Raw genomic sequence first — 26,656 nt, 5'->3', positions numbered from 1 at the left:
CCCTTATAGAGCGATACCTCGTTCGTGCAAAGCGTGAATCAAATATTCGTCCAATGACTTCATCTGCTCAAATGCCTCCTGAATGAGCCCTTGCTGATTCAACCGCTCGCATCGTTCATTGACCGCTTCCCGCAGCTCGGCCAGCATGGCGTGATTCATAAAAATACGGATCGACTTTTCCAAAGCCTTGTCCCCTTGCTCGTGATGCTCTTTGGAAAAATGAAGTCCGGCGAGCAAGCGAAAATAGGTACCCATCGCGGCATGATGCGGCGGCAACAGCTGCTTTGCTTTTTCTAAGCACGTTTCCGCTTCCTGCAACGCCCCATTCTCAACCTGTATCGTTGCCGCATCCAGCAAGACTGCGCCTGCTTCTTCCTTCTCCTGATTCGCCTCCAGTATCGAAGCGATGCTCAACAGCTCGTCCACCGTTTGCTGCCGGTTCCCTTTGCTTCGTTGCAACATGAGCAGTTTCTGCTTCCATGCGAGGAGGGTGTGCTGATCGCTTAGTTCGCCGATTGCTGAACTAGAGCGTTCTGCGTACTCGGCCGCTTTTTCAAAATCATTTTGGCGGTAGAATGACTCGGCAAGACCGAGATAGGTTTTGGCTTTCTCCTTCAAGTTGTGCAGACCTTCACTGATCTCCAAGGCTGTTTCGTAGAGGTCAGATGCGATTTTGACTTCTCCAATGTTCTCGTGAATCTCAGCCAACTGCGTGAGGATCTGTGCATACAAAAACGGGTCATGCGCATCCAGTGAGCGCATGGCATCCAGAGCCTTATACCCGTGGTGCTTGGCGATCTGGTATTCCTTCTTCCGATTCGAGAGGTCGGCCAGTTGCAGCAACACTTGCGCCACCAGATCTTGCTCCTGGCGCAGGCTGGCAGCATCCGCCATCTTGTTGAACAGCAAGGATGATTTTTCATATTCGCCGGTTTCCATATAGCACTTAGCCAGCTCGAACTCCACCTTAGACGGAGAGACCTTCGTCAATGCACTCTCCGCCAGTCGTTCCAAAAGAGGGAGCGCTGCACCATACGCTTTCGCCTTTGTCATACTCAACGCCATCTTAAATTGACTTGCTTGCTCCAAGTCCAGTTCAACATCCTTCAAAAGGTTCTCCAGCGGCGTCTCCAACTTCAGTGCCAGCCCATACAGCATCTTATAAGATGGCCGCGCCCGATTCGATTCCACCTGCGAGATCATACTCGGCGTGCAAAGCCCGGCGGCCAGTTCGATTTGGGTGATGCCTTTTCGCAATCGGAGCTCACGGATCTTATCACCAAGGGTATTCATGTCAATACCTCCACACCTTAGATTACCTTATATAAACATAATAAAACGACACACTTATCGAGAGCCGGTTTTATTGGTAATCCACATGTCTATGGAAAATAAAAACATGTCAAACGTACAATTGACATTATTAATCCCTCGTCAACCAGCAACGAGGGAGCTTTGAAGTAGTTCTTATGGGGTTTTGATAATACTCAACGGAGTGGGCGGTACTGTTTGAGCAACCTTCGCCTGATTACTACCCAGATCAATTACGAAAGACCCCAGAAGCACACCCACAGCCAGAACCGTTAGTCCCCATTGCTTTTTCATTACAGATCCCCCTCATGAAATTCGTTTCTATTATTGGAAAGCATGCGCCCCAGCTTATAATACTTTAGGACGGAATCAGAGTCATCTTTAACGCTGTAGTAGCTGGTCAGGTACTTACTTGCCATGTACCGAACTTCTTTATCGAGTTGATCGTTTTCACAGACTTTGATGGCGTACTCTGGAGTCTCCTTAGCAATGGAATACAAGAGTTGAAGCTTCCCATGCAATTCGGGATAATCCTGCGCGGGTGGGAGATGTTTTTCAATTAAAGAACTCGCTGCTTCATACTCTTTTAAGCGGACAAGCGTTTTTACGTATTCCTTTACTGCGATCAGCATGAAATAATCATGCATGATCAGTTTGTCAATCGCGGTCAGCAAAAGTTCTGCAGCTTTCTTGTAGTTCTTCGTCAAAAATTCGAAATGAGCAGTGTTAATCAAAGCCTTTCCTATTTGCTCATCGTTAGTTTGCTCGAATTGTTCAAGCGACAAATACGCATATTTTTTTGCTTCTTCAATTTCTCCCCGATCTTCACATACCTTCATGCGGGTATAATATGCTAACCCCATTGCCTCCGGAAAGTCAGCAAGTGCTTCTTCAACGACCGCAAGCATTCGCTCAATATCGCTGTACTCCCGCCGTATGGTATACGTCAACATTAAATTTGAGGTAATCAGATGGAGTTGATCGCCATCTCCATAAAGTTTCATAATCTCCTCAGCGTATTCCAGTGCCAGAGACCATGCTTCATGTGCCTCATTATATCGAGACTGAAGAAAACAGACTTTTCCGTAGTAGTTCAAACTAATGGCACGCTCAGTTGCACCAACTGCACTTTTGACCAGTGAATCAGCCAATGTGCTTGCGTGCATTAGCATCACCTTGGTCTGTCGTCGTGCTTGAAGTAAGGTGAATAGCTCTCTCTCGATCTTATATGTATCGGCCTGTTTAAGACGATCAACGCTTAAGCCTAACCCCTCTGCAATCGCCTCAAGTTGCGAAGGCTGAATCAGACGCCCTCCTGCTATCATAATACGTAAAGTTTCTCGGTTCATACCGATGTGCTCAGCAAATTTACGAATTGAGAAGGCTTCCCCCTTCTCGTTTAAGATCTCGCCAATGCGTCTACCCAAGGGGATTCTACTTACCCCTGTTGTTGCTGTATATTGAAGCGTCGACATGAGTGTCCCCCCAAATGAGCAAAGTGCAAATAGATAAAGAAATCTAAAAGTTACTCACTTGATAATTATATGTTATGCATTTGTAATTGTAAACAGAATCAATTGATACTTCCAAATTTATTGTTAATACTAAGCTCGTAGATGAAGGCATGCACCTCCGTGCGTCTGTATTTGTGCTGTTACAACAAATAGAGCCCCGCCAATAAATGGCGGGGCATGGTCTTCTCACGATAGCCCATCTCTTGGTCGAGATCGAAGAATAGCGCTTTGGTGAAGTTAGCTTGCGTATCGTCTTTTGACCGGTGCTTTAAAACCTACCAAACAATCGAAACAACTTCTTGCACATTCTTGGCTTGTTCCACTTGAGTACGAAGGAGCTCCCTCCGAATGATCATGTTCTCGCCATGATCGAAACCGTCATTCAATACCTGTCGTAACTGCTCAAGCGTGTGGGGGAGGAACCCAGCTTCCATCGTCTTGAATATTACAACTTCTTTGCTTGGTTCGTTCTCCAATCGCTTGATTGAACTCTGCAGATTGGCCTGTGCCTCCATATCTGATGGGTAGGTATGTGCCGTTCCGAGCGCCTTAGATATGAACCCTTGCCGGATGGAAAAATCACAGAGATAAACAAGTTGTGCATCTTTTGCCGCTTTGACTTCTTCCAGCGTCGCCATTTTTGTATCCAGCTCCTGAAAAAGTTGATCTGCATCCAACACAGCAGTTTTTTCTTCTCGAAGCTCTTTTAAATCTTTCGATACTAAGACTCGCATTTTGAGCTCCCCTTTCTTAGTCAAAACTGATTCCGATCGCGTCCACCTCAATCGGGCCCAGGCTGTCATTCGCTTTTATCGTAACCCGGTAATTGACAGCCCAAGTGTCCGCGTTCTTCACCGTGTTTGCGAATCTGTGGTACTGTCCATGCAAATATGCCTGTGTGCAGTCCTCCCATGAAGGTTCTGCATCGTGTCCGTTGTTACAAGCTTCAATCTTGATCGAGGCAGGCAATTTGCCATCGTTTGGTACATTCATTACGGCACTGAACACGATTCGTGCCGCTGGCAATGTTGTCGAAATCGATGTTTTCCCTTGGAACTGCAACACATTTCCGCAACGGATCTTCCTCACGGGAGTCCAAACACTAGATGCTCCGGTGGTCGCATCGATGGAAGCCATTCGCCAATAATACGTCTTCCCTTCTTGTAAGTCCGTTTGCCACGTATAGCGTACAGCTCCAGATTCATACGTACTATCCGCACCGGTGGCTGGCAGGGAAACAAATTCACCAGCAGCCGTTTTCACTTCCCAGCCGACAAGTGCCATTTCTGAGCATCTTACCTGCAGACCAGAAGTAAAAGCCTCATCCTCCGCGATCTCGATTTTATAATGCTGCGCGTCATCTTCCGGGTCATCTTCTATTGTCGCCGTAAAAACAGGTCGCTTGCCTGTTCTTATAGTGTCCCTTGGTGATACAAGTCTCGGAGTGCCTGGCGGATGATTCGTCAAGAAATAGTAACCATTGCTAAACGGACTATCCAACCCGGTGCTGTCGATCACTCTGACTTTCCAGTAGTACGTCACACCGGAAACCAAGATGTCTACCGGGACATCGTAGTAAGGAGTGGCTGAGCGAATGACTCCGCTTCCCAACACCTTCAGATCATCGAGCGCACGAAACACTTCAACCTCGTATGCGGACTGAGCATGTTGGTCTGGATCACTGTAAAACCACGTTAATCGCGGCACCAGACTTGTTCCCGTTGGCGATGAAAAGGGATCGGCAGTTCCGAATGTGGGGGTCGCAATCGGCGCATTAGAGGGCATGAAATAATTCATGGCGCTAACCGCACTGTCATCCGCCTTGTCCCATACCGTGACCGTGTAAGAATACAGTGTGTTCATTGTCAGCAGGTTTCCCGGCAACGTATACGTGTTCGTAGCACCTGCTAGCTTACCTGTATCATGCACGATGGAAGCGTCTTGTTTTCGCACGATAATCCGAAAAGCATGTTGGGTGTCGTCAGGATCCGGATCACTAAACATCCACGAAAAAGTGGGATTTAGTGTTTTTAACATCGCCGGTATCGTCGATGTTCCTTCTGGGGACAAGTTGTTTGGTGAATTGGGGGGAAGATTGATCGACAGAACGGTCATGACGATCTTTCCGTTGGCTGCCATTGGATTCGCCCCGGTAACTGTCGAGCCATTGCTGAGCGCTATCTGATTGGGATGCGCTTGCGGACATGAAGGATGGCCGGCAATGTAAGATGATCCACCACCGCCTGGATTGTAACAGTCGACTCCTGCTGGATCGCCGTCAGAAACACCGCCAGCACCTCCATACCAGCCGCCACCTCCACCGCCGCCATGATATGTACTGGCGGGTGAAGATCCTCCCACACCGAATGAACCTGCTCCTCCATTTAGCGGCGACATATCGGTCCCACCGTTTGATCTACCACCAACCCCCCCCGAAATTTGTGAACCGCCACTCGCTGCCTGATAGCAGTTTCTTCCCATGCTACCCGTCACACCTGTAAACCCACCGCCATCTCCCGCTTGATAAGAACCACCACTAGTAGTAGCACCGCCTCCTCCTGCTACGATCAAACGGGAGTTCAGTGATGTAGCGTTGTTCCATGCACCACCTGTCCAGTCTGTTCGAACATCTGTTGCACCGCCTCCTATTTTGGAGCCACTTCCTCCGCCATTAAAGGTGTTCGCATACCCTCCAACGATGCAATAAAGCATAGTGGTACCATTCTCACGTAAGTTCTTCGTGTTGAGTTCGCCGACGACATATCCACCTTTTCCACCGCCTGCTGGGGATGATTGTCCATCATGCTGACCACCGCCACCCCAACACTCGATTTTGAGAACTCCGACCTCACGATATGTCCCAATATTTAAAGACTGCATGGCACCAGTAAAGTTGATGGTAATCGTATCACCAATTGCAAATTTCGCTGGCAGATTTGATAATGTGTAATTCGCCACAAGAGCGCCCTCCTTCCATTAGGCTAAAAAAATCTTTCGTTGCTCTACATCATACTTCAGCGCCCCGTTACAGCTGGTAATGTCGTTGACATCAAGAAACGTCTCCACCAAAATGTTGGCGGTAACCCCTGTCAACTGCGCTTTTTTCATCGTTTCCACTTCAATGGCGAGATCAAGGAAGTTAAGACGTAATGAGCGCAATGCATCTTCTGCCATCTCCTGCAGCCCCACGACCTCCCGGCCTACATCCCCGATCATGACATGCGCCGCTTCAATTCCACTTTCAATGCGATTCATATCATCTTCCGTCAAAACTTCGTTATACTTCCAATCTGCCTTGGGAACGAATGACATTGTCCGACACCTCCTTTTGCGTTTACTTACTAGCCGCTCAAATCGAGAAAAGTTGAATGAAATGCAAAAAAGCCTATCTCCCAGATCTTGAGCATCGAGAGACAGGCTTGGCTTCATAATAGCGTTGACAAGTGATCTCAGCGCTACAAGTCCTATATTATTCAAATGCAACTGTGAACTGAGTAAGATCAACTTCCTTCTTTAGTACTTGTTCAGGACGCCATGCAAATGTCCAGACTCTAGATTCGCCAAAACGCAATGTACCAAAGTTTTGCGGACGAAAAACTCCTCCTGCTACCTTCTCACCTGAGGCGTCAATAAGAAAAAGGGGAAGCTCATTTAAAGTAAATTCCTCAAGTAGATCTCTTCCCTGTCGTATAAAGACACGTACAAAGTAGCCTCCAAATAAAGAGCCCGCATCAAATGGTACGAAGTTTATTTCACCCAAACGCAGTGGCGGAAGCTCCAAAAGTTTTTTTTGCAAATCTTCTTTTTGTTCCTCTGTAAACTTCGCTTCTTGTTCTTCAGTGAACGCAATCAAAGTATGAGGGAGCGTCTGAGCGTTCATCGGAATTGCAGCTTCATCAATCGCTGGCTCCGATTGTTCTTCTACTTTACGCGCAAAAAGTCGCGTGAAAAAGCTTTCTTTCTTCATTTCCATCTTTTTGCCCTCCATTGGCTTTAGATCCTGACATCAGTATATCTCATTGGAGCAATATCTTCAAAAAATGTAACACACAAAAAAGGAGTCCGGGAATCGGACTCCTTTTCGGTATAACCTCTTATTAGTTGAGGCCGGTTACTGCGAAGGTAGCAGTTGCAGAAACGTTGCCAGCTGCATCTTTAACCTTGGTTGCTACGGCATTTACCAGAGCGCCATCAGTCAGTGCTTCAGATACTTGCAGAACAACAGACTTGGACTTAGCGTTGTGAACTGCGTTAGCGATTGTAGCAGTACCTGCACCACCATCGGTGAGTACAAAGTCAGTTGCGTCGAGAGCAGCACCATTTTCGTCGGTTACGCCTTCAGAGAAGGTAACTGTTACGTAGTGGTTGCCACCAGATACACTGTATACAGCGCCGGTGATGAATGCTGCGATCGAGTCGGTTGCAGCTACAGCTGCTTGAGCGCCCAAGGAGTTACGTTGTGCGGAGTTGTCAGAAACAGCGCCAACCAAGGTAACTTTCGGGGTAGCATCAGCGTCGATCACAGAGTTCTCTTTTACAGAGATGGTTACAACATTACCTGCACTCAGAGCAACACCAGTGATGGTGTAGCCTTCAATAGTGAAGTCGGACTCTTGTACGGAAGCAACGTACAGGTCTTCGGAGAAGGTCACGGTTACTGCATCGATCTTACCATTGTTGTTAGCATCTACAGTTGCGTAGCCGGTAATTTCCGGTGCAACAGTGTCCTTAACAGTGGCTTTCGCGATGGTAACGGTACCGGAGTTTTGAGTACCGAATGCGGAGGTTACGCCATTAGCGGAGATAGTGATTGCAGAAGCGTTCAGGTCGGACAAGTTAGTAGCAAACTTGCTCGCAGCCGGAGCTTTTACAGTCACAGTTGCTTTTCCATCGTTATTCACGTAAGAAGCAGCAGTTGCAGCAACACCGTTAATCGTGAAGTTGGCAACGTTAATTGCAGTCAGAGCCGTGTTCAGCTGGAACTCGATGGTGTCTCGAGCAGTAGCTTTCACAGAACCAGCAACAACGTTTGCCAGAGCAATGTTGTCGGTGCTCAAGGTAACTTCGTTTTGGAAGCCCTCGGTTTTGTTACCAGCCAGGTCAGCCAGTTGAGCTACGAACACCTTCGAAGTGCCAGAAACGAGGCCGGCCTGAGCGGACGGGAAGGTGATAATAACGGAGCTCTTGCTTGCACCCCAAGTCACAGTCGAACCAGTCGGCAGGGACTGCTTGGCAATGCCGTTGTACGCGATCAGGTAGTTGGACGCGTTCAGAGCAGCATCTGTCATTGCTTCGGAGAAGTTGATTTGTACTTTCTTCGTGTCAGAAGCGAATACGCCAGACGGCATTACTTCCGGAGCAACCTTGTCAGTTACGCTAACAGTAGCAGTGTACGCAGCAAGTTTGTTCTTGTTGTAAGAAGTGTCCTTGATCAGGTCAGCACCAATGCTCAGGGTGTAGGAACCACCGTTCAGAATTGCAGTGTTCAGACGGTAAACGTTGGTGTTACCTTGCTTAGTTGCGGATTTGACTTCAACAACTTCGCCGTCAGCGTCTTTCAGCACATAGTTAGATGCAATGTTTGCACCTTCTACTGCTTTGCTGAAGGTTACATCGATGTTGGTGCTGTCAACTTGCTTCACGGAAGTAACAGTCGGAGCAGTCACATCAGAAGCGACAGTTGCAGTCAAAGTGGTGCTTGCAAACTTGTTGCCCCATGCATCAGCAGCAGAGCCAGCAGAAGCGTTGTTCACGAAGATCGTTGCAGTGCCAACAGCCAGCGGAGCGTCAGCGAAAGTAACGGTCAGAGTTTTGCCATCCACGCTCCACGAAGAAGTACCGCGGTAGTTAAAGATGTTATTGTAGGTGTGATATACGGAAATCGCACCAGTGTTAGTGATAGCTTTGTTGAACTTGATGACTACTTGGTTTTGAGCAACGCTGTCAATAACAGCAACCGGAGCAGTCTTATCGACAGTGTAAGTGAACTTCACATCTGCAGTCGGAACAACGAAACCAGCAAAGTCTTTCACTTGGTTAGCCGGATCAGTGCCAGCCGGGTTGATCTTGATGGTGTGTTCACCTTCCGGCAGTGTAGCGCCGATGGTCAGTTCAACCTTGTTCGGCTCGCCTACAACTGCAGTTGCAGAGGACAGGGAGTAAGTGTTGCCGTCCAGAGAGAATGCAGAAGCGTTGAGGGCACCAGCAGTTACCGGCTCGGAGAACTCAACAGTTACTTTGGACGGGCCAGTTACAGTTGCAGTGGTAACAGACGGAACAGTTGCATCGAAGAAGGAAACGGACTTGGTCACTTCTGCGAGCTTATTGTCACCAGCTACCACGTCTTTGATCTTAAGGGTTGCGGAAGCTTGTTGCGCTTCAGCGTTCAGAAGAGTGATGATAACGGATTTCTTGTCAGCCGACAGCACGAATGCGCCTTCAGCTGCATAACCGTTGCCGACAGCACCAGTGTAGGTGTAGTTAGCCGAAGCAGTTGCGGAAGCAGCGTCAACAGCTTGGTTGAAGTCTACTTTGATTTGCTTCAGGTTCAGCGCAGTTACGTTCGTAACTTCTACTGCGTTGGTAGCAGCAGTAGTTACTTCTGCAGATTTGCCACCGTAGGTAACGGTGTAGGTGGTGCTGCCTGCGAAGTCAGCGGTGAAGGTAGCGGATTTCTTGTCAGCCGACAGGGTCAGACCGGAAATAGCTACTTCAGTGTTGGTGCCTTTAACTGCAACTTTGATGTCAGCAGCGGTGAGGGACTCAACAGCTTTGGTGAAGGAGATTTCAACGGTCGAGTTGTCCTTCAGAGTAACTGCCTTCAGTTGAGCAGCCTTGTAAACTTCTTGAGCTTTCAGGAAGTTGGAAGCAACTACTGCAACTTGTTGGCGCTCAGCGTTAGCAGCCGGGTTGAATTTGTTGTTGTTGTCGCCGGACAGAAGCTTCGCTTCAACTGCGAATGCTACTGCGTCTTTCGCCCATGCGGAGATGGAGGAAGCGTCAGCGAACTTCAGGCCAGCGCCCAGGCCGGATACGTCAACGCCCAAAGCGTTTACGAATACTACTGCCATTTGTTCGCGGGTCAGGTTGGTGCCGAGGCCGAAGTTGCCGTTGCCGGTACCGGACAGCAGACCTGCTTTTACAGCTGCTTCAACTGCAGCGTAGGAGTAGTGCGTGGTCGGAACGTCGGAGAAAGTAGCTGTCTTCGGAGCGTTGGTCAGGTCAAGCTTCAGAGCTTTCGCCATGATGATTGCGAAGTCTTGACGCTTGATGTTAGCGGACGGGTTGAACTTGCCGTTTTCGCCAACGATGATACCAGCGTTCGCCAGTTCGAGGATTGCATCTTTCGCGTAAGAACCGTTGATGTCGGAGAACGACACGGACGCGGATGCAACCGGTGCTACGATTGCGGATGCTACTGCGGTTGCAGCTACAGCAGCGGTGAGTTTCTTGCTTTTGTTCACAGAGACTTCCTCCTTCTGATTGGCGAGACCTGTATGAACTCTGGCACGAAACCTCTGCAACAGTTCAGAGATTTCGACAGCTTTCATCAAATCTCTCTTGTTGAAAAATTGTGATTACCCTTGAGGTTATATTTGCTCCCATCGATCGAGCAATCGATAGGCTGGCTAGCAAGTTGTGGTTCTGGTGGCGCCAGAACCACTCCCCGGCGAGGCTCTCATGACAGCCTCACGGCGGTTAGGTTTCTCAAGGGCTCGAGCCTATGTCTGTTATATTAGCAAACTAGCATTGGTTTGTCACTACTTAGGAGACATTTTCTGACTACAATTAATGATTTAGTTCTATTTCTGCCACATCTGTTTTTGACAAACACGATCTGCTAGTTTCGCAATTTCGACATCTGCCCATAATATAGACCCCTACTCAAAGTATTCAAGCAGGGGTCGCGATATTCGTCTTATTCTGTTGGCTCCAGCAGATCTTTGTATACTTTTGTCGTTTCGTCGACGAGGCGGCGCATCGTGAAGCGCCGGTAGACCATGTCCTGCCCCGCCTGCGCCAGTTCGAGGCGGCGCGCTTTGTTCTTTACCAGGAGACAGATGCTCTCATACAGCGCCTGCGGGTCGGCCGCGGGCACCAGCAGGCCGTCTTCCTCGGTGGTGATCACTTCCGGTGAGCCGCCCACCGCCGTTGTCACGACGGGCACGCCGGCCGCCAGCGCCTCGAGGATCGACAGGGAGAGCCCTTCCGACAGCGAGGGCAGGCAGAACACATCGAGCTGCGGCAGCAGATCCGGGATGTCTTTGCGGAATCCGAGGAAGCGCACATACTGCTCAACGCCGAGCTGCTTCGCTTCCGCCTGCAGTTCGTCGAACAGGTCGCCGTCACCGAACCACGGGAAGATGACGTCTTGACGCTCCTGCACGATCTTCTGAATCGCCTGCAATAAATACGTATGCCCTTTTACGGGATGTAGACGCGCAACCGTGCCGACGATCGTCACGTCTTCGCCGACGCCGATCAGTTTCCGCAGCGCGGTCTGCGGCACGTGCTTGACCGGCTCGTCGGGCAGCTCGATGGCGTTATGGATCACGCTCATCTTCGCTTCCGGCAGGCCGATCTGCAGGAAATCGCTCTTCATCGCGTGCGACACCAGTATGAAATGATCGACGTACGGCCAGGTGATCTTCTCAAAGGTCCCGAACAGCGTGCGCTTCCACGCCGCCGGGTAGTCGAGCGCCAGGTTGCTGTGCACCGTCGTCACCGACTTGGCCGGGTAGCCTTGCGACTTGTTGGCCAGGCGGCCGATCATGTTCGCCCGCACCCCGTGGGTGTGCAGCACATGGGGCCGCCAGTCGCGAATCAGGTCTTTGAGCGGATTGAGCCCGCCGACCGACTTGGCGTCGCTCTGCAGCACGGTCGTGGGAATGCCCAGCTCCCGCACGCGCTTGGCGAACTCGCCTTCGTAGAAGGCGGCCACCTGCGGGTGAAACCCGTGTTCATCCAAATAGTTGACCAGTCCGAGCAGGTGCTGTTCCGCACCGCCGAACTCGCCGCCCCCGATCAGATAGAGGACGCGTATCGGCTTTTCCACAATGCATCCCCGCCTGTCGTCTATGCTTTCGCCTTCCGGGCCTGCAGGCGGATGCTCACGTAGAGCAGCGCGATCAGGGTCCAGAAGTGCGTGATTACGTTGAGGTCTTCAAAGATCGCGGCGGTGAAGTTCTCGACCAGCATCCCGGTCAAGGCCGCGACGATCCCTGCGTTCAGCGCGAACAGGAACGTGTCGCGCTGCTTGTTGAAGAAGACGTTCTTCATGCCGTTGATCACCGGGGTGAACACCATCGCCACATAGGTCAAGGTGCCGATGATCCCCGTCTCCGCCAGCAGCTTGAAGTACTGGTTGTCGATCCACGTCGCGCCCGGTACGCCGTTGCGCGTCGCGACGGAGTCGCCGACAGTGCCGATGCCGGTGCCGAAGACCGGATATTCGCTGAAGATTTTCAGGGCACGCGCCCAGAATTCGACGCGGCCGCCCTCCGATGCCTTCGTCCAATACTCCGGCGTGAAGGCGAGGGTCAGACGCGCGACTACCGTATCGGCAAAAATTGCGGCGGCTGCCAGCACGGCGATGCCGGCCAGCGCCAGCCATTTGTTGCGGGTGATGATCGTGTAGATGACCATCCCGGCCAGGAAGCCGAGCCATGCGCCGCGCGAGTAGGTCAGGATGAGGCAGTAGAGCATGATCAGGGACGCACCGCCGTACAGAATGCGCTGACCCCACTTTTTCGCCCACAGTGTCAGGGCGATGGCGATCGGGGTGATCAGCACCATGAAGCCGCCGAGGGCGTTCGGGTTGCCGATCGAGGAGAAGACGCGGATCTTGATGCCCTTCTCCACTTCCGAATAGGTCCAGGACGGCGGAGTCTCCCACCCGGCCAGCTTTTGGTAGATCCCGAACGCTGCGACCAGCGTCGCCGCCACGATCATGCCGTGGATCATGTCTTTGATCGTGTCTTCATCGTCGATCAGGGCGTTCAGCACGAGGAAGTACAAGGTCGCTTCGAGCAGGGTGCGCAGGCCGTCGATCACGATCGGCAGCGTGGCGGTCACCTGCACCCAGTGGTAGGTCGGGGAGATGTCGAGCACGTACGGCTTGAGAATCCAGTTCGAGGCGGCCGACAAAAGCGTCGCGATAAAGGTGAACAGGATCAGCCAGTGCAGGCGGCTCGCCTTCCAGTCAACGCGGCCCTCCGCCTTGGACTTCAGGTAGAACATCAGGTAGAACAGGAAGATCAGGCCTTCCTTCCACGCCGGGATCAGCGATCCGAGCAACGGAAGGTCTCCAAACAGTTCGCGCAACATGTAGTTGATGATCGAGAAGAAGGAGAGGATCAGCAGCAGGTAGTAGGTGATATCACGCACCCGATCTGCGCGCAGTCCGAGCTGAGGTTGTGTCTGCATTATTTATTCTCTCCTTTCTTCCCGTTCGCCGCCTTGGTCTCAGGGCGCAAGTCTTTCAGCGCTTTGGCGAACATGTAGGCGGTCGCCGCACGGTCGGCGTTGTCATCCGGCTTGAACAGGCCGTCGGTGTTGCCTTTCGCATACTGGTTCGACACCAGCGTGCGAATCTGTTTCTCATACGGATGCCCGACGATGTCAGGCAGCGGAGAGGCTGTCTCGGGGTTCAGCGGAATCTGCAGCGCCCGCACGACCGAGTTGGCCAGCTCGCCGCGGGTGATCGGCTTGTCCGGCTGGAACCCGTCCTTCGTATCGAACGGAATCTGGTTGCGCTTGAACGCTTCATACACCGCTCCCGCTGCCCAGTGTTCGACCGGCACGTCCGGGAACAGGTTTTCGGACGGCTTCTGCAGCTCGTCGGGCTTCACCCCGTTGACTTTCAGCATCAGCGCGACCAGTTCGGCGCGCGTCATCTCTTTCTCGGGGTAGAAGTTCCAGACCGTATCATCGCGGCCTTTCATGTAGCCTTGGTTAAACATGTATTCGATCTCGTATACTGCATAGTGTCCGCTCGGGACGTCTTTGAAAACTGTCGACCCGAAAGGCAGCTGATAGAAAAAGACCAGCGTCATAAGATACAGGGCTGCCATGGCGGTGGCGAACCACTTGAACGTCGATTTCCTGCGCATGTTATTCCTCCATCATTCCGTCATTCAACTCAATTATTGTAAGTCTCCTGCTCCCCTGCGTCAATTCACAGCACTTGGACATTCTGTTACGATAAGGTGATAACAAAACTGAGAACATCATCCAAGAGGGAGGTACACGCCGTGCTGCCATCCTACCGCACGCTGCTCGCCCCGGGCGAGGAAACGATCATCATCAAAAAATCACGCTTCATCGGCTACGCAACGCCTGTGAACTCTGAAGAAGAAGCGCTCCAGTTCATCCACGCTCTGCAAAAAAAGCACTGGGACGCCACCCATAACTGCTATGCCTACGTCGTCGGTCCGCATCAGGAGATTCAAAAGGCCAATGATGACGGCGAACCGTCCGGCACGGCCGGCAAACCGATCCTCGAAGTGATCAAGAAGGAGGACCTGCGCAATGTCGCGGTCGTCGTCACCCGCTATTTTGGCGGCATCATGCTCGGCGCCGGGGGCCTGATCCGCGCCTATTCGCAGACGGCCGCCGCCGGACTGCACGCGGCCGGCATCGTCACGCGCAAGCTGTTTCAGGAGATCGCGATCGACATCGACTATTCCTGGCTTGGCAAAGTGGAAAATGAACTGCACGCCGTGGAAGACTTCCATATCGACCGCATCGAGTATCTGGAGCGCGTCAGTGTGTTTGCGCTCGTGCCCGCCCATGAGACGGAGCGCCTGCACAAGCTGATCACCAACGCGACGAACGGTCAGGCGGTGCTGCTCGACTTGGAGCAGAAGTATGTATTTGAACAAGACGGCAAACTGGTCAAAGCGGAACGGTAATGCCGAAATTCATCGTCTCTTTATAAAACGTCTGTACGATCCGCGCATTGCGCAACTGCTGCACGACAAACTCCCCGCTCTGCAAACACGCCACCTTCTGCCCGCCGCGCAAGTGCAGCGTGCAGGAGGTCGTTCTGCGCCCCGGTACCACGCGTTCGATCTGATGGGTCGCCACGTAGCCTGTCGTCCCGTCTTTTTGCACCCGCGGCAACCGCATTTTCACCGGCACCAGGGTCAGCCGCGGCGCGAACGGCAGCGGCACATGCAGCCTTCTCCCCAGTATATCCCCATACCGCTCCCGGACAGCCGTCAGATCCACGCCAAAATGCCGTGCTACCCCTTTCAGCACGACAGGCACCGGCCGCGGGTCATTCCACATCTCCCCGCCTTGGGTCACCACTCTCGTCATATCCCCGCCGCCTTCCACATACACAGGGGCGAGCACCGCCAAGTCTCCGATATAGGATTCGACGGGCAACGTCTGCATTTGGTCACAGTCCAGATGAACAATTTCCATGTTCTTTGCTCCTTCCATCACCAGTTTACTTTTGTTTAACACACCCCTCGTTATAGTATTTTAGATATGCAAATAAGTTCAGTCAACCTAAAATTTGACAAAATTTGACTCGTCTGTGATTTAAGCTCAGTCGGCATGCAGACAGGCTCCGTCCCTTGCGACTGGGCAGCAGGTGCTTTTTTTACGAACGCTCCCCCTCCCCCTATGCTGAAATTGCGTATACGACATCGCAGGGGACCGGTCCCCGCTTAGGGGAAATCCGTGATGACAGGAGAAGACCGCTTTGCCGACATCGTCCGGCAGGCGCAAGCGCAGGACAGCGGGCAATTGCTCGCGCTGCTGCAGGAATTTGAAAATGTGATCGCAGGGGCGGCGAAGCGATTCTATGTCCCGCCTGCAGAGCGCGGCGATCTGCTGCAGGAAGCGTACATCGCCTTTTTGCTGGCGGTGCAGCAGTTTGACCCGGCGCGCGGTGTGCCTTTTGCCGCCTATGCCAAACGGAAGACGCACGAGCGAGTCTGGCAGTACATCCGCGTGCGGGGCCGGCATCGGTCGCGGGAGCTGGCCGACAATCCGCTGAGCGACAGTGAGGACGCAGCGGGGACTTTGCTCAGCTCTTTGCCCGATCCGGCTGCCGAGTCGCCGTTTTGCGAACTGGGGTGGCGTTCCCTGCTTGCCTCGCTGTCGGAGCGCGAGGCGCTGGCGGTGGAGAAGATCGTCATCGACGGGCTGTCGATGGCCGAACTGGCGCGGCTGGAAGGTGTGTCGGCCGGCACGGTGAAGACTTGGAAGCAACGGGCGCTGGTCAAAATTCGCGAGGAAATCAAAAAGACCCGGGGCTGAATCCCCCGGGTCTTGCATCTGCCCTTACTCTTGCCTACTCTTGCTTGGCGCCGAGCGCAAAGGTCAGCTCCGCCTCGCAGACCAGCTTGCCGTCGACGAGTGCGCGCGCTTTGCCTTTGCCGACCGGGCCCTTCAGGCGGGTGATCTCCACTTCGAGGCGGAGCGTGTCGCCCGGGCGCACCTGGCCGCGGAAACGGCAGCCGTCGATGCCGCCGAAGAAGGCCAGACGGCCCTTGTTCTCTTCCTTTGCCAGCATCGCCACCGCGCCGACTTGGGCGAGCGCTTCGACGATCAGCACGCCCGGCATGACGGCATAGCCTGGGAAATGCCCTTGGAAAAACGGCTCGTTGATCGTGACGTTCTTGATGCCGACCGCGCTCTGCCCGATCTCCAGCTCGACGATCTTGTCGACGAGCAAAAACGGGTGGCGGTGTGCGATGATGCCTTGGATCTCTTCAATGTTCAGAACTGTCTCCATGCGCAATAACCTCCTATGTATTCCAGTCTCTCTATTTTACCAAATGTAAGAAATGGAGCCAAACCGCATAGTCAAACTCCGACCGTGCATACTACAGGTACACCTTCCGCTGCCGCTGTCTGTGCAGTTGGAAGTTCATATAAAAAGCACCTCTGCCGTTGCAGAAGGTGCTTTTTATATGTTCATCGCATTGAAGCGGCGGATGTAGTGGAACGACGTCACAAACGACAAGATGATCACGCCCCACAGGTAGCCTTCCGCGTACGGCCAGCGGAACATCAACGCGAGCAGTGCCAGGTAGTACAGCACGGTGTTGGCTTTGCCCCAGACGGTCGCCGGCACTGTCTTCTTGCCTTGGGTGACAAAAAAGACGGAGGCGAGGATCATCCCGAGATCCCGGAAGATCAGGAGCCCCGCCATCAGCCATGTGATGCGGTCGTCGATCACGAACGAAAGAACGACCGACAGCATCATCAGCTTGTCGGCCAACGGGTCGAGCATACTGCCAAGCTCGGTGACCAGCCCGTACGTGCGCGCCAGATACCCGTCGAGGATATCGGTCGCGCCCGCCAGGAAGATCACGAACAGGGCCAGCTCCATGTTGTACGCAAAATCGGAAAAAAACACGAGGAAATAGACTGGTATCAGTCCGAGTCGAAACACCGTTAAGATGTTCGGTACATTCATTCGACATTACCCATTTCGCAAGTTGTTTGCCATCCCCATCATCTGATCGATCGTCTGAAGCGCACGCGCGTTCATCGAGTACGCGCGCTGGGTCGCGATCATGTCGGTCATCTGCTGAATCATATCAACGTTCGACTGCTCCAGAAACCCTTGTTTCAGTGTTGCCCCGTTCGGCTGATTGTACGCACCGCGCGTCAACGCATTCGGTGCGGCGTTTTGCTTCAGCGCGAACATGTTGTTCCCCATCGCTTCCAGGTTGCTGTCCGGATTGTCGATGTTGACCAGCTCGAGCTGTCCGATCGCCGCGCGCACCCCTGCTGCTTCGGCGGTCATCACACCGTTCTTCTCGATCTTCAAAGTCGCGAGGTCGAAACCGGCCAGCGAGATCGGCTGGCGGGCGGTGTCGAGCACCGGGTTGCCTGCCGAGTCGGTCAGATAAGGCGTGTTGTTCGCGTCATAGCCCACCGCAAACGAGCCGTCGCGGGTGTACGCATTGCCGGTGAGCACGCCGTTGTTGTAGACACCGACTTCGAAAAATGCGTTCTCGCCGTCGATCGCCACGTCGAGCAGGTTCTCCGTCGACTGCAGCGGTCCTTGCGTGAACAGCTGAGAGATGCCGACCGCCAGCACGCCGTGACCGATGCGAATGCCGCTCGTGGTCTGACGCCCTGCGAGCGTGCCGGTCCGCTCCGTCTGCACAATCTCCGCATAGAGCATGTCCTTGAAGTTGACGTCCTGCTGCTTGTACCCGGTCGTGTTGACGTTGGCGATGTTGTTCGAAATCATGTCCAGGCGCGTCTGCTGACCCGCCATCCCGTGTGCAGAAGTCCAAAGTGCCCGCATCTCGTCAGCCTCCCTCTATCTATCCCAGCCGTCCGACCGAGATCGCTTTCTCAAGTGTCGCATCCAGCGATTTGATCATGTGCTGGTTGGCTTCATAACTTCTCATCACGTTAATCATCGAGACCATCGAGCCGGCGAGGTCGACGTTCGACTGCTCCAGCTGCCCTTTTTCCAGTTGCGCGGTGCCGCGCACCGGCGCCCCCGCCGAGGTGAAGTAGGAGTCGCCGTACTTCTCCATCTTCGTTGCGTCGACGATGTCGACCGCGCCGAACTGCGCGTTGCGCGGGTACGGCTGGCCTTGGGCGGTCGTGTACTCATAGGCGCCGTTCGGAAGCACGCGGATGCGCGCATCGTTCAGCGGCAGGCCGGTCGCGCCGTCGATCGGCACCACCGGATCACCCGAAGTGGTGACGAGGAAGTTCGTCCCCGCCTGCACCTTGAAGTCGCCGTCGCGGGTGTACATGAGCTGGTTGCCATTCATCACCGGGAAAAACGCGCGGCGGTTCGGCTGGCCGGCCGGAGCCGGATTGTCGAGCAGGGCGTAGGCATGCGGGTTGTTCGACTTTTGCAAGCCGCCCTGCACGAAGCGGGGCAGCGCTTCTTCCAAGAACGTCCCGTTGCTCATCCGTCCCACCGTCTTGTTCTCGGCCCCGACGCCGCCTGCGTAGTCGTTGATGCGCAGGATCAGCTCCTCCGGAAACGAGCGGATCACGCCTGTATCGGACTTGTAACCGATCGTATTCGCGTTGGCGATATTGTTCGAGATCAGTTCTTGCATCCGTTCATTCGCATGCATGCCAGAATTGGCGATATAGAGTCCGCGAATCATCGGTCACGCCTCCTCAAGAATTTATCGTGTTCTGCTTGCGTCCGAAGCCGAACAGCGACGGCTTGGACACTTTATCCATATAGTCGAGCGCCATGCCCGTGCCGTTTACCACGCAGGACATCGGGTCGTTGGCGATATGCACCGGAATCTGCAGCTCGCGGATCATCAGCTTGTCCAATCCGTAGAGCAGCGCACCGCCCCCCGTCAGGACGATGCCTTTGTCGAAGATGTCGGCCGCCAGCTCCGGCGGCGTGACTTCGAGCACCTGCTTGGTGGCGGCGACCAGCATGTCCACCGTCTCCTCCAATGCTTCGCGCATCTCTTCGGAGCGCACCGTCACCGTCTTCGGCAAGCCGCTGATCATGTCGCGGCCGCGAATGTCCATCTCTTCGTTGCGGGCGCCCGGATAGACGGACACCACGCCAATCTTGATATCTTCAGCCGTTCTTTCGCCGATCAACAGGGAGTATTCTTTCTTGATGTAGCGGATGATCGCTTCGTCGAACTTGTCCCCCGCGACGCGGATAGAATTGGCGGTTACGACATCCCCGAGCGAGAGAACCGCTACATCGGTCGTGCCTCCGCCAATATCTACCACCATGCTGCCGGAAGGTTCATAGATGTCCAATCCGGCTCCGATCGCTGCTGCCTTGGGTTCCGAAATCAGGTCGACCTGCTTGGCCCCTGTGCGGGTGGCCGCTTCGATGACGGCCTTTTGCTCGACCGACGTGATCTCGGACGGAACACAGATCATCACGCGCGGGCGTTTGAACGGGCTCTTGCCGATCGCGCGCTGGATGAAGTGACGAAGCATGATCTCCGTTGTATCAAAGTCGGCGATGACTCCTTCGCGCAGCGGGCGCGTCGCCACGATGTGACCGGGCGTGCGTCCGAGCATGCGACGTGCTTCTTCGCCGACTGCTACGACTTTTTTAGTCTGACTGTCAATTGCAACTACGGAAGGTTCATCGAGAACGATGCCCTTTCCTTTGACGTGTACCAGCACGTTGGCCGTGCCGAGATCCACGCCGATATCGATTCCGAACATGCGTGAGAGTTCCTCCTTAGCCCCATCTAACTCATGGAAACAGCGAAATCTCATGCTCGGTGTCTCGAAGAATTACAGAGAAATCGCCCTAATAACTTCTACATCGGGGTCGAGACTCCTCTTTCAGCTTGCAGATTTTTCGCCACTTTTCGCTTTGTTTCGTCCTTGCGGTACTTCTTTTTCGTTGCCTCTCCTCCCCGCAGATGCCGGATGGATTTGTGGTATTCCAAGATCTCTTTTACTCGATTGGCCAAGTCAGGATTAATCTCGGGCAGCCGTTCGGTAAGGTCTTTATGCACGGTGCTTTTGGAGACCCCGAATTCTCGCGCGATCGTACGGACCGTGTTTTTCGTTTCCACGATGTACTCGCCGATTTTCAGGGTACGTTCTTTGATGTAATCGTGCAATCCCCTCGCCTCCCCATGTTCATCGGATTGTCTGATAACATGTATATGAGAGGGGGAAGAGCATATTCCAAAATTACGGCTTGTCGAGCCCTGACAGCTTGTTTGCACCGATTATCTCTCTCTATCTTACTTTTTCTTTTTCGAGTAGAGTATAAAAAAACCGCTCCTGTGTTCAGGAGCGGTCCGGGGGTCACGCTTATTCGGCAGCTTTGTCAGCGTCAGACTTCGAAGCGTCTTGCTTCTCGCCGGCCGGCTTGGTGTCAGCGTCTGTCTTCTGCGCGTCTTTCGGCTCTTCCGTCTTGGCCGCATCTTTCTTCTCGTCCGCTTTTTCAGCGGGAGCGGTTCCGCTGTTCGGTGTGGTCGCGCCGTTTTTCTTCGAGGTTTCATAGGCAGACGGCTTCTTCGGCAAGGTGCCGTTCGGGTCGATCGCCACGCCGTCTTTGCGCAGCTCGAAGTGCAGGTGGTTCTTCTCTTCCTTCTCGAAGCGGTTGTTGCCCGACTTCGCGATCGGCTGGCCGGAGATCACTTTCGTGCCTGCTTTGACTTCGACTTTGGACAAGGATGCGTAGTAGGTGGAGTAGCCGTTGCCGTGCTCGATCTCCACGGTGTAGCCCATCAGCGGATCTTCTTTGACCGCCTTGACGGTGCCCATCGCCGCTGCGACGACGGTGAACGGCGCATCGCTCTTCAGACCGATGTCGACGCCTTCATGCGGAGTGAAGGTCGATTCGTAGGAGACGACAGCCATCGCGTTTTCTTCTACGGAGCCGGCGTCTTTGAAGAAGTCGAGCGAAAGCGCAGCGTCTTCGCCGCCGTCGCCGACCGGCCAGACGAAGCTCGGCACGGAGTTGGCCGGAGTGGCCGCCTTGTCAGACGGGAGCACCGGGCCTGCCTGTTCGCCGGTGTTTTGCTTCTCGATCTCGTACGGAGCTGCGTCCTGGCTTTTTGCGTACATCAAACCAACGATGAGGACGGAAGCTGCGAGATAGATCACCGGGAACGTCCAGCGTTTGCCCCAAAAGGATTTCGTTTGCGGTGCAGAATTGCGGGTTTCTTTTTTCTCTTGTTGTTTGTTTTCGTTATTCATTATCATCACCTCAGTAGCACATTCTCGACCGTTTGAAAGGGTCATATACATCGCTGGCTGAGGGATTGCAAATTTTTTTCATAAAAACCGGCCCGGTTGCGCACGCTAATCCTTTTGCAGCACCGCAGACACTTGGCCGAGCGTCACGCCCTGGTAGTAGTGGCGGACGATCTCGTCCCACCGCTTTCCGTCCTGCGCCATGCCGTTGGCGCCGTATTGGGAGAGGCCGACGCCGTGGCCGTAGCCTTTGGTGAAAAAGGAGATCGTGCCGGACGCCGCGTTGACCTGCCAGGTGAACAGGGTGGAGCGCAAGCCCAGCTTGCCGCGGAAGTCCGGTCCGCTAAACATCTTGTCGCCAACCTGGATCTTTTTGATGTGCTCGGTGGCGGAGCGTTCGAGCGGCTTGATCAGGCTGCCGATGCTGGCCGCCGGGATCGCCTGCAGGCCGAGCTTCTGGTAGAACTCGCTGAGCGGGATGTCTTGAGTGGCGGTGAACTTGTCCGATTGAGCGTCCCACGGCGAGTCGACGGAGCGCAGATAGGGGACGGTGCTGCCCCAGTAGTCTTCCGAGTTTTCCGTCTTGCCGCTGGAGGTGGAGAAGAACAGGGCTTCGATCGGCTTGCCGTCGTAGAGCGCGATCTGGCCTTTGGTGGCGTTGACGGCGGCGTTGATCTTGGAGAGGTTCTTTGGATAGTCTTTCGCGCCCCAGCGCGTTTTCAGCTTGTCTTCCCCGGAGTAGGCCTGGCCTTCGTTGTGGTCGTCCGAGACGTCGGCCGGCGGGTGCAGCTCCGATTTCTTGCCGTTCGCCATGCGGCGCACGATGTAGGTGCGGGCGGCGACCGCTTGCGCCTTCAGCGCCTCCGCTTCGAAATGGACGGGCATCTCGGCGGCGACGACGCCGCGCACGTAAGCTTCGAGTGGCATGGTGACCACTTTCTTCTGCGCGCTGACGTAGACGTCGACGGTGGGGTCGTCCGGCGCGATGTCGAGTTCGACGAGGGTGCTGTGCGCAGGCGTTTTGGCCGGGTCTTTGTCCGGCCAGACGGCGATCAGGGCGGCCGGCAGCAGGATGGTCACCACGAGCACGGAGAGGATCAGTGCGAGGATGGCTAGGACGTTTTTTTTCATGTGTGGGAGGGCCTCCATTTCTTCGTATGCTGCTTGAAACTCTATGAAAGCATATGAGAGGGATGGAAGTGATATGATCGAAAAAAGAAGCCCGCTGCTAGTGGCGGGCTTCCCAGTATTTGAGGATCTGGTAGGCGTTGCGGGCTTCGAAGCCGGTCGCGTTGTCGTAGAGGCCGAAATGCAGGTGCGGGACGAATTGGTCCTCGGTGCCGACCGGACCGTAGCCGGTGCTGCCGACATAGCCGAGCAGCTGTCCCGGTGCGACGCGCAAGCCGTTGGCGAGGCCGGGGGCGTAACGGTCGAGGTGGGCGTAGTAGACGCTGTACTGCGAGTTGTCGAGGCGGATCGTGACGCGCCAGCCGCCGAGCTCGTTCCAGCCGTAGTTGGTGATCACTCCTCCGCCGACAGAGACGACCGGGGTGCCTTTTGGCGCCATGATGTCGGTGCCTTCGTGGGCGCGCACCGCCGTGCCGTCCGGATTGTAGGCACGCGATTCGCCCCACGTGTCGCGGAACGGGTCGTAGGAGCCTTTCTGCGGAAACGGGAAGACGAAGCCGGGCTTGGTCAGCTGCTCGGCGATCGCCGGCTCCATCTGCGAAAGCCACGACTCCGCCGGCAGCGGCGGTGGCGGCGAGTAGTTCGGCACGAGCAGGCGCTGCCCGACGCGCAAAGCATCGCTGGTCAGGCTGTTCAAGCTGCGCAAGGCGGCGACCGTGGTGTTGTAGCGCGCGGCAAGGCCCCAGAGCGTGTCGCCGGACCGCACGATGTACTCGCCGGTGGCGGGAGTTGTTGTGCCTCCTGTTGTGCCTCCTGTTGTGCCTCCTGTTGTGCCTCCTGTTGTGCCTCCTGTGGTTCCTGACGACGGTGCTGGAGGCACCATAATAGGAGGCAGTTGGACTCCCGCTTGCGGGATGGTCAACACCTGACCGATGTACAACGCGTCGGTGGTCAGCCCGTTCTCCGCGCGTATGGCGTCGACTGTTACGCCGTTCGCCTGCGCCAGTTTCCAGAGCGTGTCCCCCGATTGGACGATACAGGTGGTCGCCGGGATTGGGATCAGGAGCTGCTCGCCGGGGTACAGGGTCGGGTCGGACATGCCGTTTAGCTGCAGGATGTCTGTCGCCGTCGTCTTGTAGGCACGGGAGAGTTGCCACAGCGTGTCGCCGCTGGCCACCTCATGGACGCGGGTCGGCCGGTTGGACACGACTACTGCCGGGCGGAACGGGTCCCACGCCACTTTCGCCTGCAGCGACTCCGAGAGGAATCGCACCGGTACATACATCACATCCCCGACGATCACCGCCGGCGCCTCCAAAGTCACTGAGCGCCCGTTGACCACGGCGGCCGTCGTGTTGCTGGACAGCACGATCCGGTTGACCCCGTGCCGCACCACCGCCCGCTGCGCCGCCGCATCCCAGGTCACCGTCGCGCCCAATCCCTCCGCGGTCACCCGCAGCGGCACCATCACCCGGTTCTGCTGTAAAAAGGGCGGCCCGCCTGCGATCACTTTGCCGTTCACAAACAGAGCGATCGCCGCCGCCGCATACGCGCTTTTACTGCCCGTCTCCGCCATCGACGGCAACGACAGCGTCGCCACCAGCATCGTGCCGAGAAACACGCGCACCGCTTTCGCATTCGACCCGGGATACTTCTTCTGCACATATTGCAGGATCGTGCCGCGCAGCCGATCGTTGCGGGTCTCGCCCGCGCCGAGCTCCGCGCCCATCTCCTCCATAAACTCATAGCTTCGCAAAGAAAGGTGCAGTTCACTCCCGTACGGGGTCTGCACCCACCTTTCTCTCAAGAACGGGGATTGCATCGCAGAGTTCCCTCCTTTGCCAGTTCCCCCTAGCCTTCCCCAATCAAACGCAAAAAAAGACGGCCTATCGCGAGGCCGCCTGTCTCATTTTTCAGTTCGAACATGCGCTTACAGGTACGCTTGACCCAGCGCCTGCTCTTCCGCTTTCACTTCTTCGATCTCCACGCGCTCGATCTGTGCGCCAAGGTCGGCGAACTTCTGCACGATGTCGACGTAGCCGCGGTCGATGTGATGCACGCCGTGGATCTCGGTGTGCCCTTTCGCGACCAGACCGGCGAGAATCAGGCACGCGCCTGCGCGCAGGTCGGTCGAAGTCACCTTCGCTCCGTGCAACTGCTCGACGCCGTTGACGACAGCCGTGCGGCCCTTGACCTTGATGTCCGCCCCCATGCGGCGCAGCTCCGCCACATGCATGAAGCGGTTCTCAAACACCGTCTCCGTCACGTACGACGTCCCCGGAATCACCGTCAACAGGGACATCATCTGCGCCTGCAAATCGGTCGGGAAGCCCGGATAGACCAGCGTCTTCACTTCCAGCGGACGCAACGGCCCTTCCGCCTTGACACGCACGCCGGTCACATCGTCGATCACCGTCGCGCCCGCCTCTTTCAGCTTGGCGATCAACGGCGCCAGATGGTGCGAGATCGCCCCTTCGACAAACACGTCACCGCCGGAGATCGCAGCCGCCACCAGGAAGGTGCCCGCTTCGATGCGGTCCGGGATGATCATGTGCTCTGCGCCCTGCATCTCCTCAACGCCGTTGATGCGGATCGTGTCGGTGCCCGCGCCGCGCACATCAGCGCCCATCTTGTTCAGGTAGTTGGCGAGATCGACGATCTCCGGCTCCTTGGCCGCATTTTCGATGATCGTCTTGCCTTCCGCCAGCACGGCCGCCATCATGATGTTTTGCGTCGCACCAACCGATGCGAAGTCGAGGTAGATCGTCGCCCCTTGCAGGCGACCGCCCGGCGCGACCGCTTCGATGTACGATTCGCCCTGTTCGACGATTGCGCCCATCGCTTCGAAACCTTTGATATGCAGATCGACCTTGCGCTCCCCGATCGAGCAACCGCCCGGCATCGAGACGCGCGCCCGGCCAAAGCGGCCGAGCAGCGGCCCAAGGACAAGAAAAGAAGCCCGCAGTTTCCGAACGAGTTCGGCCGGTGCTTCCGTTGTTGTGACCAGTTCCGCATTCAGGCGCAAGAGCCCGGGTCCTTCCTCGCCGGTCTCCACGCCAAGCGACTCCAGCAGTGCGCAGATGTTCCCCACGTCGGAGAGATTCGGAACTTCTTCCAAAATACTTTCGCCTTTGCTCCCGAGCAGGGATGCGGCGATTATCGGCAATACGGCGTTCTTCGCGCCGTGAACTTTTACAGTGCCCATGAGGCGTTGTCCGCCCTGTACGACAATCTTAGCCATGTTGTAATATACCTCCACAGGCAGGGCGAGGCAGCTAGCCCTTAATACTCAATGGTCACGATCGGCGTTCCTACCAGCACGCGCGTCTTGCCGAGCGTCTCGTCAAAATGCGCTGCGACTTGCAGGTTCATCTTGTTCCCATTGGTGACTATGTAATCCTTTGTGAGAGGAGAGTATCCGGATACAGAGGTTACCAGTTCGGAGCGAACTCCTTCGATCTCTTTGGCCTTCACTTCTTGAAACACAGCTTTGACCATTGAGTTTCGTGCAACGTTATCCATTTTATCAGCACGCAAACCTTTGATACAAGTGCTAATTTGTGGGGTGGTGTTCGCCAGCTTCGCCGTTTCGCTGACACGCTTGATCGCAGCCGCGTAGTCGCCGAGATCTTTTGCGTCGCGTTCCACGCGCAGCACGAGCACCGTCTGGGGAGCGTGATTCTGGAATTTCATCGAAGTCAGCGTCAGTTGGGCTGCGGCGCCGTTCTGCCACTTGCCGCGCAAAGTGAAGGACGCCTGGTCGCCTTGTGCCTGCACCGACTCCTGCGCCTGCTGGATGGCGAACGTCTTGTTCAAGCTCAAGCCCAGCGCTTTCAGGTCATCGGCCGACTTGTATTCCTTGTCGAGCGCCGACCAGTTGTGCACCTGCCAGCCTTCCACGTCCGCGCCGGTCTCGGCGAACGCCATGTTCAAAAAAGCGCCGGTGTCGGCCTTCTCCGCGATCGTCTCGCGCGCGGAAAACAAACTGAATGCTGCTGCGATCAAACAACAGATGATACCGAGAATCCCAATTTTCTTCATCGTCTCTCTCTCCC

Annotated in this window: 25 protein-coding genes; 2 read left to right on the top strand and 23 right to left on the bottom strand. The window is 55.0% G+C overall.

The window, feature by feature from the left end; all coding sequences use genetic code 11:
- Nucleotides 1-3: 3 nt before the first annotated feature.
- From EV586_RS05490 to EV586_RS05445, 11 genes are all read right to left on the bottom strand, one after another.
- Nucleotides 4-1,293 carry a helix-turn-helix domain-containing protein gene (locus EV586_RS05490; protein WP_132944071.1) on the bottom strand — a complete coding sequence of 430 codons (1,290 nt, stop codon included), beginning with the start codon at nt 1,291-1,293 and terminating at the stop codon, nt 4-6.
- A gap of 174 nt (nt 1,294-1,467) precedes the next feature.
- Nucleotides 1,468-1,605 (bottom strand): hypothetical protein, encoded by a 138-nt coding sequence (locus EV586_RS21020; protein WP_165898323.1) that lies wholly within the window; start codon nt 1,603-1,605, stop codon nt 1,468-1,470.
- Entirely contained in the window at nt 1,605-2,786 is a 1,182-nt protein-coding gene (locus EV586_RS05485; RefSeq protein ID WP_132944070.1) for a helix-turn-helix domain-containing protein, read from the bottom strand. The genes EV586_RS21020 and EV586_RS05485 overlap by 1 nt, the downstream gene beginning before the upstream one ends.
- Nucleotides 2,787-3,100: 314 nt before the next feature.
- On the bottom strand, nt 3,101-3,559 hold the full coding sequence (locus EV586_RS05480) for a DUF4376 domain-containing protein (protein WP_132944069.1): 459 nt from the start codon (nt 3,557-3,559) through the stop codon (nt 3,101-3,103).
- A 16-nt stretch (nt 3,560-3,575) separates the two neighbouring features.
- On the bottom strand, nt 3,576-5,783 hold the full coding sequence (locus tag EV586_RS05475) for a glycoside hydrolase family 78 protein (RefSeq protein WP_207893859.1): 2,208 nt from the start codon (nt 5,781-5,783) through the stop codon (nt 3,576-3,578).
- Nucleotides 5,784-5,801: 18 nt separating this feature from the next.
- Entirely contained in the window at nt 5,802-6,137 is a 336-nt protein-coding gene (locus EV586_RS05470; RefSeq protein WP_132944068.1) for a hypothetical protein, read from the bottom strand.
- Between the two features lie 157 nt (nt 6,138-6,294).
- Entirely contained in the window at nt 6,295-6,798 is a 504-nt protein-coding gene (locus EV586_RS05465) for an SLAP domain-containing protein (protein WP_165898321.1), read from the bottom strand.
- A 124-nt stretch (nt 6,799-6,922) separates the two neighbouring features.
- A complete protein-coding gene (locus tag EV586_RS05460) occupies nt 6,923-10,288 on the bottom strand; it encodes an S-layer homology domain-containing protein (protein ID WP_165898319.1) in 3,366 nt (1,121 codons plus the stop codon).
- A 455-nt stretch (nt 10,289-10,743) separates the two neighbouring features.
- A complete protein-coding gene (locus EV586_RS05455; RefSeq protein ID WP_132944065.1) occupies nt 10,744-11,880 on the bottom strand; it encodes a glycosyltransferase in 1,137 nt (378 codons plus the stop codon).
- A 20-nt stretch (nt 11,881-11,900) separates the two neighbouring features.
- Nucleotides 11,901-13,250 (bottom strand): O-antigen ligase family protein, encoded by a 1,350-nt coding sequence (locus EV586_RS05450; RefSeq protein WP_132944064.1) that lies wholly within the window; start codon nt 13,248-13,250, stop codon nt 11,901-11,903.
- Nucleotides 13,250-13,936 (bottom strand): S-layer homology domain-containing protein, encoded by a 687-nt coding sequence (locus tag EV586_RS05445; protein ID WP_132944063.1) that lies wholly within the window; start codon nt 13,934-13,936, stop codon nt 13,250-13,252. The genes EV586_RS05450 and EV586_RS05445 overlap by 1 nt, the downstream gene beginning before the upstream one ends.
- A gap of 141 nt (nt 13,937-14,077) precedes the next feature.
- Between EV586_RS05445 and EV586_RS05440 the strand changes: the two genes are divergently transcribed.
- Nucleotides 14,078-14,737, top strand: coding sequence for a YigZ family protein (locus EV586_RS05440; RefSeq protein WP_132944062.1), 660 nt, complete (start codon nt 14,078-14,080; stop codon nt 14,735-14,737).
- Here EV586_RS05440 and EV586_RS05435 read toward each other — a convergent pair.
- The gene (locus EV586_RS05435; RefSeq protein WP_132944061.1) at nt 14,721-15,254 is read right to left on the bottom strand and encodes a hypothetical protein; all 534 of its coding nucleotides are present in this window, start codon (nt 15,252-15,254) and stop codon (nt 14,721-14,723) included. The two genes, EV586_RS05440 and EV586_RS05435, sit on opposite strands and share 17 nt — an antisense overlap.
- Nucleotides 15,255-15,518: 264 nt before the next feature.
- On the opposite strand from EV586_RS05435, the gene EV586_RS05430 reads away from it, so the two are divergent.
- Nucleotides 15,519-16,097: an RNA polymerase sigma factor gene (locus EV586_RS05430; protein WP_132944060.1), complete on the top strand. Its 579-nt coding sequence runs from the start codon at nt 15,519-15,521 to the stop codon at nt 16,095-16,097.
- A 34-nt stretch (nt 16,098-16,131) separates the two neighbouring features.
- On the opposite strand, the gene fabZ is transcribed toward EV586_RS05430, so the two are convergent.
- From fabZ to EV586_RS05375, 11 genes are all read right to left on the bottom strand, one after another.
- Nucleotides 16,132-16,575 carry a 3-hydroxyacyl-ACP dehydratase FabZ gene (fabZ, locus tag EV586_RS05425; protein WP_132944059.1) on the bottom strand — a complete coding sequence of 148 codons (444 nt, stop codon included), beginning with the start codon at nt 16,573-16,575 and terminating at the stop codon, nt 16,132-16,134.
- 174 nt (nt 16,576-16,749) lie between these two features.
- A complete protein-coding gene (locus EV586_RS05420; protein ID WP_132944058.1) occupies nt 16,750-17,262 on the bottom strand; it encodes a CDP-alcohol phosphatidyltransferase family protein in 513 nt (170 codons plus the stop codon).
- Between the two features lie 6 nt (nt 17,263-17,268).
- Nucleotides 17,269-18,105, bottom strand: coding sequence for a flagellar hook-basal body protein (locus EV586_RS05415; protein ID WP_132944057.1), 837 nt, complete (start codon nt 18,103-18,105; stop codon nt 17,269-17,271).
- A 19-nt stretch (nt 18,106-18,124) separates the two neighbouring features.
- On the bottom strand, nt 18,125-18,934 hold the full coding sequence (locus EV586_RS05410) for a flagellar hook-basal body protein (protein ID WP_132944585.1): 810 nt from the start codon (nt 18,932-18,934) through the stop codon (nt 18,125-18,127).
- A gap of 13 nt (nt 18,935-18,947) precedes the next feature.
- Nucleotides 18,948-19,982: a rod shape-determining protein gene (gene mreB, locus EV586_RS05405; RefSeq protein WP_132944056.1), complete on the bottom strand. Its 1,035-nt coding sequence runs from the start codon at nt 19,980-19,982 to the stop codon at nt 18,948-18,950.
- Between the two features lie 98 nt (nt 19,983-20,080).
- Complete coding sequence (gene spoIIID / locus EV586_RS05400) at nt 20,081-20,389, bottom strand: sporulation transcriptional regulator SpoIIID (protein WP_132944055.1); 309 nt, start codon at nt 20,387-20,389, stop codon at nt 20,081-20,083.
- Between the two features lie 196 nt (nt 20,390-20,585).
- Nucleotides 20,586-21,476 (bottom strand): M23 family metallopeptidase, encoded by an 891-nt coding sequence (locus EV586_RS05395; RefSeq protein WP_165898317.1) that lies wholly within the window; start codon nt 21,474-21,476, stop codon nt 20,586-20,588.
- A 105-nt stretch (nt 21,477-21,581) separates the two neighbouring features.
- The gene (gene spoIID, locus EV586_RS05390; protein ID WP_165898315.1) at nt 21,582-22,604 is read right to left on the bottom strand and encodes a stage II sporulation protein D; all 1,023 of its coding nucleotides are present in this window, start codon (nt 22,602-22,604) and stop codon (nt 21,582-21,584) included.
- Between the two features lie 97 nt (nt 22,605-22,701).
- Nucleotides 22,702-24,423 (bottom strand): LysM peptidoglycan-binding domain-containing protein, encoded by a 1,722-nt coding sequence (locus tag EV586_RS05385; protein WP_132944052.1) that lies wholly within the window; start codon nt 24,421-24,423, stop codon nt 22,702-22,704.
- Nucleotides 24,424-24,531: 108 nt separating this feature from the next.
- Nucleotides 24,532-25,842: a UDP-N-acetylglucosamine 1-carboxyvinyltransferase gene (gene murA, locus EV586_RS05380; protein ID WP_132944051.1), complete on the bottom strand. Its 1,311-nt coding sequence runs from the start codon at nt 25,840-25,842 to the stop codon at nt 24,532-24,534.
- A gap of 41 nt (nt 25,843-25,883) precedes the next feature.
- A complete protein-coding gene (locus EV586_RS05375) occupies nt 25,884-26,642 on the bottom strand; it encodes a YwmB family TATA-box binding protein (RefSeq protein ID WP_165898312.1) in 759 nt (252 codons plus the stop codon).
- Between the last annotated feature and the right edge of the window lie 14 nt (nt 26,643-26,656).

The sequence above is a fragment of the Tumebacillus sp. BK434 genome (assembly GCF_004340785.1).
In the GTDB taxonomy this organism is placed as follows: domain Bacteria; phylum Bacillota; class Bacilli; order Tumebacillales; family Tumebacillaceae; genus Tumebacillus_A.
This window is presented reverse-complemented; position numbering and strand designations above follow the sequence as displayed.